Source organism: Pseudomonas sp. 44 R 15 (assembly GCF_900004965.1).
GTDB lineage: Bacteria > Pseudomonadota > Gammaproteobacteria > Pseudomonadales > Pseudomonadaceae > Aquipseudomonas > Aquipseudomonas orientalis_A.
Window position 1 is genome coordinate 13301 of the sequence record NZ_CVTU01000064.1, and the last position, 14388, is coordinate 27688.

The 14388-nt window shown below is 62.3% G+C and carries 10 protein-coding genes; 6 read left to right on the top strand and 4 right to left on the bottom strand.

The features are described from left to right. Positions 1-65 precede the first annotated feature (65 nt). From BFP93_RS07335 to BFP93_RS07360, 6 genes are all read left to right on the top strand, one after another. On the top strand, positions 66-1232 hold the full coding sequence (locus tag BFP93_RS07335) for an efflux RND transporter periplasmic adaptor subunit (protein ID WP_065892609.1): 1167 nt from the start codon (positions 66-68) through the stop codon (positions 1230-1232). Further along, complete coding sequence (locus tag BFP93_RS07340) at positions 1229-4324, top strand: multidrug efflux RND transporter permease subunit (RefSeq protein ID WP_065892610.1); 3096 nt, start codon at positions 1229-1231, stop codon at positions 4322-4324. The genes BFP93_RS07335 and BFP93_RS07340 overlap by 4 nt, the downstream gene beginning before the upstream one ends. 31 nt (positions 4325-4355) lie before the next feature. After that, positions 4356-5033 (top strand): heavy metal response regulator transcription factor, encoded by a 678-nt coding sequence (locus BFP93_RS07345; RefSeq protein ID WP_065892611.1) that lies wholly within the window; start codon positions 4356-4358, stop codon positions 5031-5033. Then, a complete protein-coding gene (locus BFP93_RS07350; protein WP_065892612.1) occupies positions 5023-6387 on the top strand; it encodes a heavy metal sensor histidine kinase in 1365 nt (454 codons plus the stop codon). The genes BFP93_RS07345 and BFP93_RS07350 overlap by 11 nt, the downstream gene beginning before the upstream one ends. A 388-nt stretch (positions 6388-6775) precedes the next feature. Continuing rightward, positions 6776-8098, top strand: a complete 1323-nt coding sequence (locus BFP93_RS07355; protein WP_065892613.1) for an OprD family porin — start codon at positions 6776-6778, stop codon at positions 8096-8098. A 124-nt stretch (positions 8099-8222) separates the two neighbouring features. Next, positions 8223-9719, top strand: a complete 1497-nt coding sequence (locus tag BFP93_RS07360) for a sensor domain-containing diguanylate cyclase (protein ID WP_065892614.1) — start codon at positions 8223-8225, stop codon at positions 9717-9719. A 215-nt stretch (positions 9720-9934) separates the two neighbouring features. On the opposite strand, the gene lpxC is transcribed toward BFP93_RS07360, so the two are convergent. The 4 genes from lpxC to BFP93_RS07380 all read right to left on the bottom strand — a co-directional run bounded on the left by lpxC (position 9935) and on the right by BFP93_RS07380 (position 14387). Next, the gene (lpxC, locus tag BFP93_RS07365; protein ID WP_003171886.1) at positions 9935-10846 is read right to left on the bottom strand and encodes a UDP-3-O-acyl-N-acetylglucosamine deacetylase; all 912 of its coding nucleotides are present in this window, start codon (positions 10844-10846) and stop codon (positions 9935-9937) included. 112 nt (positions 10847-10958) lie between these two features. Next, on the bottom strand, positions 10959-12164 hold the full coding sequence (ftsZ, locus tag BFP93_RS07370) for a cell division protein FtsZ (protein ID WP_012722300.1): 1206 nt from the start codon (positions 12162-12164) through the stop codon (positions 10959-10961). Positions 12165-12239: 75 nt separating this feature from the next. After that, the gene (gene ftsA / locus BFP93_RS07375; RefSeq protein WP_057724626.1) at positions 12240-13502 is read right to left on the bottom strand and encodes a cell division protein FtsA; all 1263 of its coding nucleotides are present in this window, start codon (positions 13500-13502) and stop codon (positions 12240-12242) included. Between the two features lie 15 nt (positions 13503-13517). After that, positions 13518-14387, bottom strand: coding sequence for a cell division protein FtsQ/DivIB (locus BFP93_RS07380; protein ID WP_065885829.1), 870 nt, complete (start codon positions 14385-14387; stop codon positions 13518-13520). Position 14388 lies beyond the last annotated feature (1 nt).

Genomic DNA, 14388 nt, shown 5'->3' on the forward strand with positions numbered 1-14388 from the left:
CTGACCCGATCAAAGGTCTATAACGGTCGTTTCATGCTTTCAATCCTTTGCCTGGCGCCGTACCTATGCACATAAAACGAAACACGGCCCTGCTGGTGGGCGCCCTTCTGGTTCTGGCAGTGACGGCCTGGACGCTGAATCGCCCCGCCAAGACCCGGCTGGCGGCCCCCAGCGCGATTCCGGTACGCGTGGTGAGCGTAGCGCAACAGGACGTGCCCCGCTTCGTCAGCGGCATCGGCTCGGTGTTGTCGTTGCACAGCGTGGTGATCCGTCCGCAGATCGACGGCATCCTCACTCGGTTGCTGGTCAAGGAAGGCCAGCGTGTGAAGGTCGGGGACTTGCTGGCAACCATCGATGACCGCTCGATCCGCGCCAGCCTCGACCAGGCCAGGGCGCAACGGGGGGAAAGCCAGGCGCAGCTGCAAGTGGCATTGGTCAACCTCAAGCGCTACAAGGCCCTGAGTATCGACGACGGTGTGTCGAAGCAGACCTACGACCAGCAACAAGCACTGGTCAATCAGCTCAAGGCCAGCGTCCAGGGTAACCAGGCAGCGATTGATGCGGCTCAAGTTCAACTTTCCTACACGCAGATTCGCTCCCCCGTCAGTGGCCGCGTGGGCATTCGCACGGTGGATGAAGGAAACTTCCTGCGCATGAGCGATACCCAGGGGTTGTTCTCGGTCACCCAGATCGACCCGATTGCTGTCGAGTTTTCCCTGCCGCAGCAGATGCTGCCGAGCCTGCAAGGCCTGATCGCCGCGCCCGAGAAAGCCAGCGTGAATGCCTACCTGGGCGCCGACACCGACGGCCAGACCGGCGACTTGCTCGGCGAAGGCCACTTGAGCGTGATCGACAACCAGATCAGTTCCAGCACCGGCACCCTGCGCGCCAAGGCCGAGTTCGCGAACGGCGCGCAGAAGCTGTGGCCGGGACAACTGGTGACCATCAAGATCCAGACCGCGCTCGACAGGAACGCCCTGGTGGTGCCGCCGACCGTGGTGCAGCGTGGCCTGGATTCGCATTTCGTGTACCGGCTCAAGGGTGACTACGTTGAAGTGGTGCCGGTGCGGGTCAGCTACCAGAACAGCGAGGTGAATATCATCGAGGGCGTGCGGGCCGGGGATGTGCTGGTCAGCGACGGCCAGTCGCGGCTCAAGGCCGGCGCCGAGGTGGAAGTGCTCAAGGAGCCGCCGCAAATCATCCAGACCGCCGATGCCAGGGCGCAGCCATGAGCGGCAGTCGCTCGCCCTCGGCCTGGTGCGTTGATCACCCGGTCGCCACCCTGCTGCTGACATTTGCCCTGGTGCTGCTGGGCATCATTGCCTTCCCGCGCCTGGCCGTCGCGCCACTGCCGGAAGCGGAATTTCCGACGATCCAGGTCACGGCCCAGTTACCCGGTGCCAGCCCGGACACCATGGCCTCCTCGGTGGCGACGCCGCTTGAGGTGCAATTCAGCGCCATCCCCGGCATGACCCAGATGACCTCCAGCAGCGCCTTGGGCTCGAGCCTGTTGACCCTGCAATTCACCCTGGACAAAAGCATCGACACCGCCGCCCAGGAAGTGCAGGCCGCGATCAACACCGCCTCCGGCAAGCTGCCCGGCGATATGCCAAGCCTGCCGACCTGGAAGAAGGTCAACCCGGCCGACAGCCCGGTGCTGATCCTCAGCGTCAGCTCCGCCAGCATGCCCGGCACCGAACTGAGCGACTACGTGGAAACCCTACTGGCGCGCCAGATCAGCCAGATCGACGGTGTCGGCCAGATCAACATCACCGGCCAGCAACGCCCGGCGATTCGCGTGCAGGCCTCCCCCGACAAACTCGCGGCGGTCGGCCTGACGCTCGCGGACATCCGCCTGGCCATCCAGCAGTCCAGCCTGAACCTGGCCAAGGGCGCGATCTACGGCGCCGACAGCGTGTCGACCCTGTCGACCAACGATCAACTGTTTCACCCCGACGAATACGGCCAGTTGATTGTGTCCTACAAAAATGGCGCGCCGGTGCAGTTGCGTGATATCGCCAGGGTCGTCAACGGTGCGGAAAACGCCTACGTGCAGGCCTGGTCCGGCGATACCCCGGGGGTCAACCTGGTAATCTCGCGCCAGCCGGGCGCGAATATCGTCGACACGGTCGACCGCATCCAGCAAGCACTGCCACGCCTGGAAGCGATGCTGCCGGCCTCGGTGCAGGTCAGCGTATTGACCGACCGCACCAAGACCATCCGCGCCTCCCTGCATGAAGTGGAAATGACCCTGCTGATCGCTATCCTGCTGGTGGTGGCGGTGATGGCGCTGTTCCTGCGCCAACTGTCGGCGACGTTGATTGTGTCGGCCGTGCTCGGTGTTTCGCTGGTGGCCACTTTCGCGCTGATGTATGTGATGGGCTTCAGCCTGAACAACCTGACCCTGGTCGCCATCGTGATTGCCGTGGGCTTTGTGGTGGACGATGCGATTGTGGTGGTGGAAAACATCCATCGGCACCTGGAGGCCGGGCTGGGCAAGCGCGAGGCCGCGATCAAAGGCTCGGGCGAAATCGGCTTTACCGTGGTGTCCATCAGCTTCTCGCTGGTGGCGGCATTCATTCCACTGCTGTTCATGGGCGGTGTGGTCGGGCGGCTGTTCAAGGAGTTTGCGCTGACCGCCACCTCGACCATCCTGATTTCGGTGGTGGTCTCGCTGACCCTGGCGCCCACCCTCGCGGCACTGTTCATGGGTGCGCCGACCCATCCCGCCCATGCCAAACCCACGTTCAGCGAGCGCCTGCTGGCCGGTTATGCGCGCAACCTGCGCCGCGCCCTGGCCCATCAACGCAGCATGGCGGCGATCTTCGTGGTGACCCTGGCCCTGGCCGTGGTCGGCTACGTGTTTATCCCCAAGGGATTCTTCCCGGTGCAGGACACCGGTTTTGTGCTCGGCACCAGCGAGGCGGCGGCCGATGTGTCGTACCCGGACATGGTCGCCAAGCACAAGGCCCTGGCCGAGATCGTCAAGGCCGACCCGGCGGTGCAAGCGTTCTCCCACTCGGTGGGGGTGACCGGCAGCAACCAGACCATCGCCAACGGCCGCTTCTGGATTGCCTTGAAAGACCGCGCCGACCGCGACGTGTCCGCCAGCCAGTTCATCGACCGCATCCGCCCGCAGCTGGCGAAGGTGCCGGGCATCGTCCTGTACCTGCGCGCCGGCCAGGACATCAACTTGAGCTCCGGCCCCAGCCGCGCCCAGTACCAATACGTGCTCAAGAGCAACGACGGTCCGACACTCAACACCTGGACCCAGCGACTCACCGAAAAACTGCGCACCAACCCGGCGTTTCGTGACTTGTCCAACGACCTGCAACTGGGCGGCAGCATCACCCACATCACGATCGACCGCCAGGCCGCCGCGCGTTTCGGCCTGAGCGCCACCGATGTCGACCAAGCGCTGTACGATGCCTTCGGCCAGCGTCAGATCAACGAGTACCAGACCGAAATCAACCAGTACCAGGTGGTGCTGGAGCTGGATCGCCAACAGCGCGGCAAGGCCGAGAGCCTGAACTATTTTTACCTGCGCTCGCCGTTGACCAACGAGATGGTGCCCCTGTCGGCGCTGGCCAAGGTCGACCCGCCGACCGTGGGGCCGCTGTCCATCAGCCATGACGGCATGTTCCCCGCCGCCAACCTGTCGTTCAACCTGGCCCCCGGGGTGGCGCTGGGCGAAGCGGTGATCATGCTCAACCAGGCCAAGAACGATATCGGCATGCCCGCTGCGATCATCGGTAATTTCCAGGGCGCGGCCCAGGCGTTCCAGAGTTCGCTGGCCAGCCAGCCGTGGCTGATCCTCGCGGCACTGGTGGCGGTCTACATTATCCTGGGCGTGCTGTACGAGAGTTTCGTGCACCCGCTGACAATCATTTCCACCCTGCCCTCGGCAGGCCTGGGCGCGTTGATCATGCTGTGGCTGTTGGGCCAGGACTTTTCGATCATGGCTCTGATCGGCCTGGTGCTGCTGATCGGTATCGTCAAGAAAAACGGCATCCTGATGATCGACTTCGCCCTGGAGGCCCAGCGCGTGCGGGGCCTGCCACCTGAGGATGCGATCTACGAAGCCTGTGTCACGCGGTTCCGGCCGATCATCATGACCACCCTCGCCGCCTTGCTGGGCGCGGTGCCGTTGATGCTCGGTTCCGGCCCCGGCGCGGAGCTGCGCCAACCGCTGGGCATCGCGGTGGTCGGTGGCTTGCTGGTGAGCCAGGCGCTGACGCTGTTCACCACGCCAGTCATATACTTGTACCTTGAACGTTTTTTCCACAGGCCCAAACCGGCGCTCGCGCTGGCGACCACACACTGAGGCCAAGGCCCCGCCCTGGAACAAAAGGCTGATGCGCGTCCTGATTATTGAAGATGAAGAAAAAACCGCGGACTACCTGCACCGCGGCCTGACGGAGCAAGGCTACACCGTCGACGTGGCGCGCGAAGGCGTCGAGGGTTTGCACCTGGCGCTGGAGAACGATTACGCGGTGATCGTGCTGGACGTGATGCTGCCGGCGCTCGACGGCTTTGGCGTGTTGCGCGCCTTGCGTGCGCGCAAACAGACCCCGGTGATCATGCTCACTGCCCGCGAACGCGTGGAAGATCGCATCCGTGGCCTGCGCGAAGGCGCCGACGACTACCTGGGCAAGCCGTTTTCCTTCCTGGAACTGGTGGCGCGCCTGCAAGCACTGACCCGACGCAGCGGCGGCCATGAGCCGGTGCAGGTAACGGTGGCCGACCTGTGGATCGACCTGATCAGCCGCAAGGCCAGCCGCAACGGCGTGCGCCTGGACCTGACCGCCAAGGAGTTCTCGCTGCTCAGCGTATTGGCGCGGCGCCAGGGCGAAATCCTGTCCAAGACCGCGATTGCCGAGATGGTCTGGGACATCAATTTCGACAGCGACGCCAACGTCGTCGAAGTGGCAATCAAACGCCTGCGCGCCAAACTCGACGGGCCCTTCGAGCACAAGCTGCTGCACACCATCCGTGGCATGGGCTACGTGCTGGAGAACCGCAGTGTCGGCTAACTCCATCGCCCTGCGCCTGAGCGGCATGTTCAGCCTGGTGGCGCTGCTGATCTTCGTGCTGATCGGCGGCGCGCTCTATCAGCAAGTGGACCGCGGCCTGGGTCTGTTGCCGGGGGCCGAGCTGGATGCGCGCTACAGCGTGCTGGAATCCTCGGTGAACCGTTTTGGTACGCCCGAGCATTGGGTCAAGATAAAGGCCAAGCTCAAGCTGCTGGGCGAAGAAGACAAGCGCATTCGCTTCTGGGTGGTCAGCAGCGACCCGGGTTACGAATACGGCGAGCCCGATGCGCAGATCCGTGCGTTTGCCCAGGGCCCGGCGGGTAAACGCGATCTGCGCCTGCCCGGCCATGATTATCCATTCAAGGTGCTGGTCAGCCAGTTTGCCGCCAAGGAGCAACGCCCACCGCTGCGCTTCATGATCGCCATCGACACCGAGAATTTCCGCGCCACCCAGCACCATCTGCTGGTGGCGCTGGTCAGCCTGGCGCTGGTCGGCGTGATCATGGCCTCGCTGCTGGGTTTCTGGGTGTCGCGCATCGGCCTCAAACCCCTGGAAAAACTTTCGGCCGAAGCGCGCAAACTTGCGCCGCCCAAACTCTCCGGGCGCCTGCAACTGTCACCGCTGCCGCCGGAACTGAGCCAGTTCGTCAACTCGTTCAACGCCACCCTCGACCGCGTCGAACTCGCCTACTCGCGCCTGGAATCGTTCAACGCCGACGTGGCCCATGAACTGCGCTCGCCGCTGACCAACCTGATCGGCCAGACCCAGGTCGCACTGACCCGCGGGCGCTCGGCCGAGCATTATTTCGAGGTGCTGCAATCGAACCTGGAAGAACTGGAGCGGCTGCGCTCGATCATCAACGACATGCTGTTCCTCGCCAGTGCCGACCAGGGCAGCAAGGCCACCAAGCTGATCGAAAGCGCCCTGGCCGATGAAGTCGCCACCACCCTCGACTACCTGGACTTCATCCTGGAAGACGCCCAGGTAACCGTACGTGTGCACGGCGATGCTCGGGTGCAGATCGAAAAGGCCCACCTGCGACGCGCGCTGATCAACCTGCTGAGCAATGCCGTGCAACACACCGCGCCGGGGCAGGTCATCGACGTACATATAGAAGTGCAGGGCCAACAGGTAATGATCGGCGTGACCAATCCCGGTGAGGCGATTGCCGACGAACACCTGCCGCGCCTGTTCGAACGGTTTTATCGAGTGGACGCGTCGCGCAGCAACAGCGGCGCGAATCACGGGCTGGGACTGGCCATCGTCAAGGCGATTGCGTTGATGCATGGCGGGGATGTGTTTGTGCGCAGCGAGGGTGGCGGCAATACTTTCGGCATGACCCTGCCTGTCTAGAACACATCAATCAAATGTGGGAGGGGGCTTGCCCCCGATTGCGGTATGCCAGCTACAGATGAGTCGGCTGATCCACCGCCATCGGGGGCAAGCCCCCTCCCACAGTTAGACTATCCATACCCGTACAAACTGTTGCAATTTGGGCAACAGTCATTATCTTGTTACACTCTGTATCACAGCGCTCACCTGCGTTACTTTGACGCATCGATGAGCGCGCCGGCAAAGGCAGCTGACCCTCACCCGAATTTCCCTCGACTTATTTCCAGGGCTCTACACTGGGAATCTGTCTTAAAGCCGCTGACTTCAGCGGCTTTTTTTTGCCGTAAAAAAAGGCCGGGCACACCCCCACGACACTGGCCGTTCATGCTTGACCAAAGGAGCTCCACCGGTGAAGAACTCGCTGACGCTGACCCCGTTATTCCTCGCAATCGCAGCAACGATCACGCCCCTTGCCCACGCGGCAGACACGACACCCGTCGAAGGTTTCATCGAGGGTTCGCACCTCACGATCAACACCCGCAACTACTACATGAACCGCGACCGCCGCGACCTTCACACCGATGACAGCAAGGAGTGGGGCCAGGGCTTTATCGGTACCTTCGAATCCGGCTACACCCAGGGCGCGGTCGGTTTCGGCCTGGACCTCAACGCCATGCTCGGCCTCAAGCTCGACGGCGGTGGCGGCACGGACGGCTCCACCATCCTTCCGTACGGCAGCGGTAACGGCAAGGCGCCCGGTGCGTTTTCCACCGCTGGCGGCACCTTGAAAATGCGTGCGTTCGATACCGAGTTGAAGGCCGGCGACCTGTTCCTCAACAACCCGGTGATCGCCGGCGGCATGACGCGCATGCTGCCCCAGACGTTTCGCGGTGTGAGCCTGAGCAACCACAGCCTCGATGGCTGGATGTTCGAAGGCGGCCAGGCCAGCTTTACCAAGCTCTACAACCAGAGCGGCCACCGGCGCATCGGCACCAGCTACGGCGCGTTGCCGGCCAACGCCGACAGCCGGCACCTGAACTGGGCCGGTGTCTCGTTCAGCGCAATCCCGGCGCTGACCAGCAACCTGTACGCCGCCGAACTCAAGGACGTATGGCACCAGTACTACTACGACCTTGAATACACCTACGCACTGAACGACCTGGTCAGCCTGACCCCCGGCCTGCACTACTACCACACCCAGGACACCGGCCAGGCGCTGCTCGGCGATATCGACAACAACACCTACAGCCTGCATGTCACCGTGGGCGTGGGCAACCACAGCGTCACCGCCGCGTACCAGCGGGTCAACGGCAACACGCCGTTCGACTACATCACCCAGGGCGACAGCGTGTACCTGGACAACTCCCAGCAATATTCGGACTTCAACGGCCCCAACGAGCGTTCGTGGAAGCTCAAATACGCCTACGATTTTGCCGGTGTCGGCCTGCCTGGCCTGACGTCCGCCGTGTCCTATATCAGCGGCAAGACCGACCTGACCCGCGTCGACCCCAACAGCCGCGGCTACGGCAGTTGGTACAGCGCCGACGGCAAGAATGCCAGGCACTGGGAGCGGGACATCGACCTCAAGTACGTGGTGCAAGATGGCAAGGCCAAGGACCTGGCGGTGCGCCTGCAATGGGCGACCCATCGGGGTGGCAATGGCTATTCGGCGGTGGACCGGGATGTGGATGAGTACCGGGTGATTGTGGACTATCCGATCAACGTGTTCTGAGCACGATCGTGCTGACGGTGAAGATCCAATGTGGGAGGAGGCTTGCCCCCTCCCACATTTGGATCTGCGCCATATTCCGGAGTTGCTACTACGCTAAGGGCATCTCAACGCAGAAGTACGTCCGATGAGCCCAAGCCCTGCCCGCCCTACCCGCCGCCCGGAGCGCTTGCTGATCCTGGGCAGCACCCTCACGGTATTGCTGATCGTAGGCATCGTCACCGCCTTGTTGATTCGTGAACACGCCAATACCTTGCAGACCGCCAAGCGCACCGCCAACACCATCACTCAATTGATCGACGCCGATGTGTTGCGCAACGTCGAGCTGTATGACATGGCGCTGGAAGGCCTGATCGCCGCGACCGCGCGCACCGACCTGCAGGACCTGCCCGCCAGCATCCGGCACCTGGTGCTGTTCGACCGCTCCAACGCAGCGCCCTACAAGGGCGACATCCTGCTGCTGGGTCCAGGCGGCGAGGTGATAGCCGACTCATCCCTGCTCACACCCAAGTCCGGCAACTTCGCCGACCGCGACTATTTCCAGATTCACCGTGGCAGTTCCGACATCGGGCTGTATATCAGTCGCCCGTTCATGGCCCGCTGTGAATGCGAAGACCCATGGCGCATTGCATTCAGCCGCCGCCTTTCATCGGCGGACGGGCGCTTTCAAGGGGTGGCCGTCGCCTCCATGCGTCTTTCGTACTTCCACCAACTGTTCAGCAGCCTGAATATCGGCGCCGGCAGCACCATCACTCTGCTCAACCATCAAGGCATCCTGTTGGCGCAGGAGCCTTTGCTGGAAGCGGACATGATCAACAAGGACCTGAGTGCGCGGCCCAATGTGGCACGCATGCTGCGCGAGCGGGACGGCAATTTTCGCAGCGTATCCAGTGTCGACCATCGGGGGCGGCTCTACAGTTTCTCGAGTGTCGGCAATTTGCCGTTGATCGTCGCGGTGGCCCTGGCCAGCGATGAGGTATTCGCGCCCTGGCGACGCGCAGCGTGGTTGGTCGGCCTTGCAACGGGGGTGTTGTGCATTGGCCTGTTATGGCTGACCTGGGCGCTGAGCAAGGAGCTGCGCCGGCGCCACCGGGTCGAGCAGGTGCTGTCAGAACTGGCAGGTACCGATGCCCTTACCGGTCTGGCCAACCGCCGCACACTGGACCAGCGTCTGCGCCTGGAATGGGACCGCGCACAACGCTCAACCGAGCCGCTGACGGTGCTGATGATCGATGTCGACCACTTCAAGGCTTTCAACGACCGCCATGGCCACCAGGGCGGAGATGATGCGCTGCGCGCCGTGGCGCAGGTGATAGACAGTAATATCCGCCGCCCGGCCGACCTGGCGGCGCGTTATGGCGGTGAAGAATTCGCGGTGGTGCTGCCCCATACCGATGCCAAGGGCGCGTGGGTGATTGCCGAGCGTATCCGCCAGAGCGTCCAGTACTTGCCACGGATGGCCGGGGATGATCAGCCGATCACGGTGAGCATCGGCATGAGCACCTGGCACAAACACAGCCGTAACACCCTTGAGGATCTGCTGTTCAAGGCCGACCAGGCGTTGTACGAGGCCAAGCACAGCGGGCGCAATCGGACGTTGGACGCGGCAACCCTGCCTGTGTAGGACCGATCTACGAGCGATCGTTCCCACGCTCCGCGTGGGAATGCCGCCCGGGACGCTCCGCGTCCTGCTTTCAGCGCAGAGTCCGGCACCTGCGCAATGGTGACGCGGAGCGTCACGGGATGCGTTACCACGCGGAGCGTGGGAACGATCTATCAGCGCATAAAAAAAGGCCACCCGAAGGCAGCCTTTAAAAACTAAAGAAAGAGAGTTGTTACTTACACCGCCGCAACGGGACGCATGTAAGAGATCGGTGCGGTGCTGGCATCTTCGAAGGTCACGACTTCCCAAGCGTCTGTCTGCTCAATCAACTTGCGCAGCAGCTGGTTGTTAAGGGCGTGGCCCGACTTGAAGCCTTTGAACTCGCCTATCAGGCTATTGCCCAGCAGGTAGAGGTCACCGATTGCATCGAGGATCTTGTGCTTGACGAATTCGTCTTCGTAGCGAAGGCCGTCTTCGTTCAGTACACCATCCGCGTCGACCACAATGGCGTTTTCAACGCTGCCGCCGAGTGCGAGGTTGTGCTTGCGCAGGTACTCGATGTCACTCATGAAACCAAAGGTACGGGCGCGGCTGACTTCTTTTACGAACGAAGTGCTGGAAAAATCCACGCTTGCACTCTGGGTGCGGTCACGGAATACCGGGTGATCGAAATCGATCTCAAAGCTCACTTTAAAGCCTTCGAACGGGACGAAGGTGGCGCGCTTGTCGCCGTCTTCTACTGTCACTTCCCGCAGAATGCGAATGAACTTCTTGGCTGCGTCCTGTTCTTCCAGGCCGGCAGATTGAATCAGGAATACGAAGGGTCCAGCGCTGCCATCCATGATCGGGACTTCGGACGCGGAGAGCTCGACGTAGGCGTTATCGATGCCCAGGCCAGCCATGGCCGAGAGCAAGTGCTCCACCGTATCCACTTTGACGTCACCGTTGACCAGTGTGGTCGACATCGTGGTTTCGCCAACGTTTTCCGCGCGAGCAGGAATCTGCACCACAGGGTCCAGGTCGGCACGCACAAACACGATGCCGGTGTCGACAGGTGCAGGCTTGAGGGTCAGGTATACCTTCTCCCCGGAGTGCAGACCTACACCTGTGGCACGAATAATATTCTTCAGGGTGCGTTGTTTAATCATGGCTTGGACCGCTTCAGCGCAAATTGCGAACTGGTATCAACAAAGGCTGGCGATAATAGCAGACCAGACCTTTGCTGAACACCAATCACCTTCATAGCCCTGATACATTCCATTAATCGGCCTGACGACGCAGGAATGCCGGGATATCCAGGTAGTCCAGATCGTCTTGCGGATTCGGGCTACGGGACGCCGCAGCACCGGCCTGAGCCTGGTTGCGCATCACGGTCGGACGATCCAGGTCACGGTAGTTCACCGACGGCAGTTCCTGGCGCGAAGGCGCTGGAGCGGCAGCCGACTGGCTGGCGTGGCTGGCCTGGCTGTTGTGCAGGGTGTTGTCGATGACCTTCACAGGCTTCTCGATTTTCGCACCCAGGCCGGTCGCAACCACGGTCACGTGCAGCTCGTCGCGCATGTCCGGATCGATAACGGTACCGACCTTGACCATGGCGTGCTCGGAAGCGAAGGCTTCGATGATGCTACCCACGTCGGAGTACTCACCCAGGGACAGGTCAGGGCCGGCGGTGATATTCACCAGGATGCCGCGTGCACCTTGCAGGTTCACGTCTTCGAGCAGCGGGTTGCGGATAGCCGCTTCGGTGGCTTCGCGTGCACGGTTCGGACCGCTGGCGCAGCCGGTGCCCATCATCGCCATGCCCATTTCGCTCATGACGGTACGTACGTCGGCAAAGTCGACGTTGATCATGCCTGGACGCTTGATGATGTCGGAGATACCGCGAACGGCACCGGCCAGTACATCGTCAGCCTTGGCGAACGCGGACAGCAGGCTTGCGTCCTTGCCCAGGATGGTCAGCAGTTTCTCGTTGGGAATGGTGATCAACGAGTCGACGCTTTCAGACAGCAGACGGATACCTTCGTCGGCGATCTGCATGCGCTTGCGGCCTTCGAACGGGAACGGACGGGTCACGACAGCAACGGTCAGGATCCCCATTTCCTTGGCCACTTCGGCAATGATCGGCGCTGCACCGGTACCGGTACCGCCGCCCATGCCGGTGGTGATGAACACCATGTTGGTGCCTTGCAGCACTTCGGCAATACGCTCGCGGTCTTCCAGAGCGGCTTGACGGCCGACTTCCGGATTGGCGCCAGCGCCGAGGCCCTTGGTCACGGCTGTGCCCAATTGCAGGATGGTCCGCGCGCCGATGCTTTTCAGCGCCTGGGCATCAGTGTTGGCGCAGATGAATTCAACGCCTTCAATGTTGCTCTTGACCATATGGTTGACAGCGTTGCCGCCGCCACCGCCGACACCGATTACTTTGATAACCGGGCTAGCGGGGATGTTGTCTACGAGTTCAAACATGTTCCCTCTCCTTTCATTTTCTCTAGTTTTTTCGCCTACTGCTTGTTACGGGTGTTGCGGTGTCACGGTAAGTCTTTAGAAATTGCCTTTGACCCACGCCTGCAGCCGCTCGAACAACGGCGCTTTGGCTTCGTCATCGCTGCGGTAGCTGTCACGGATACTCGGGCCCGACAGGGAAATGCCGTCGGTCTGCTTTTGCAGTCCGTACAACAGCAAGCCCACACCGGTGGAATAAATCGGGTTGCGCACTACGTCGCCCAGGCCCTTGACGCCATGGGGCACGCCCAGGCGCACCGGCATGTGGAAGATTTCCTCGGCCAGTTCGACCGCGCCTTCCATCTTCGAGGTGCCACCGGTCAGCACGATGCCGGCCGGGATCAAATCTTCGTAGCCGCTGCGGCGCAGCTCGGCCTGGATCAGGGTGAACAGCTCGTCATAGCGCGGCTCGACCACTTCGGCCAGGGCCTGGCGCGACAGTTCGCGCGGCGGACGGTCGCCGACGCTCGGCACCTTGATGGTTTCACCGGCACCGGCCAGCTTGGCCAGGGCGCAGGCGTAGCGGATCTTGATTTCCTCGGCGTACTGGGTCGGTGTACGCAAGGCCATGGCGATGTCGTTGGTGACCTGGTCGCCGGCGATCGGGATCACGGCGGTGTGACGGATCGCACCCTCGGTGAAGATCGCGATGTCGGTGGTGCCGCCGCCGATGTCCACCAGGCACACGCCCAGTTCTTTTTCGTCGTCGGTCAGTACCGAATACGCGGACGCCAACTGCTCGAGAATGATGTCGTCGATTTCCAGGCCACAACGGCGCACGCATTTTTCAATGTTCTGTGCAGCGTTGACGGCGCAGGTCACCACGTGGACCTTGGCTTCCAGGCGCACGCCGGACATGCCCAGCGGCTCGCGCACGCCTTCCTGGTTATCGATCACGTAGTCCTGCGGCAAGGTGTGCAGCACACGCTGGTCAGCCGGGATCGCCACGGCCTGGGCGGCGTCGAGGACGCGCTCGAGGTCGGCCGCGCTGACCTCACGGTCGCGGATCGCCACGATGCCGTGGGAGTTCAGGCTGCGGATATGGTTGCCGGCCACGCCGACGAACGCCGAGTGAATCCGGCAACCGGCCATCAGCTGCGCTTCTTCGATGGCGCGCTGGATCGATTGCACGGTGGACTCGATGTTCACCACCACGCCCTTCTTCAGGCCCCGGGACGGATGCGTGCCAATACCGACGATTTCGATCGTGCCGTCTTCACCGACCTCGCCGACCAGCGCCACCACCTTGGAGGTGCCGATATCGAGACCGACGATCATTTTGCCGCTTTGCACGTTTGCCATGGGTCCTGCCTCTTCTTAATTCTTCGCGACAGCGGGTTGTGCTGCCGTGGGCGCCGCCGGTACACGCCAACCGACGGCCAGGCCGTTGGCGTAACGCAGGTCGACGCTCGCAATGTTCGTGATCTGTTCTTTCAAGGTTTTTTCATAGATGGCAATAAAGCGGCGCATCTTTTCCACCAAGCGGTCGCGTCCCAGCAACAACTCGATGCCCGGGCCGGAACTGCCTGCCCCGGTCGTCAGAAACCAGCTGCCCCGCTCACGCAATTCCAGGCGTGCAATGGAGAAGCCCAGTGGCCGCAGCATCTGGCTCAAGGCCTGGTACTGCTGCATCACTTGCTGTTGCGCCCGCTGCGGCCCGAACAGCTGCGGCAGGTGCTCATAGTTCGCCACTTCACGCGGCGCAAACGCCTGCCCCTGGTTGTTCAACAGTGCCCCGTCGCCCCAGCGGGCCACGGGCAGTTGTTCTTCCAGGCGGATCGTGACCTGGTCCGGCCATACGCGACGGACTTCGGCGTGGGCGATCCACGGCATCTGTTCCAGCTCGGCGCGCATGCCGGCCAGGTCGATGGTGAAGAAGCTCGCCGCCAGGAACGGGCTGATGCGCTGCTGCACTGCTTGCTGGCTGATGTAGCTCAAGTCGCCCTGCACGCTGATCTTGGTGATCGGCCGGTCGGCATACGGCAACAGACGCTGCGCGCCCTCGTAGGTGCCAAAACCCAGCACCACCAGCAACACCGGCCAGAACAGCGCCTTGATGAAACCAAAGTTGGCTTTGGGCAGGCGCGCCGACATCGGCTCTTTGGCCACCATGCGGCTGGCACCCCGTGGCACCGGCTTGCGGCTCGGTGCTTGTGGGGGCTGATGACGAAGCGATGCGCCTTTCATG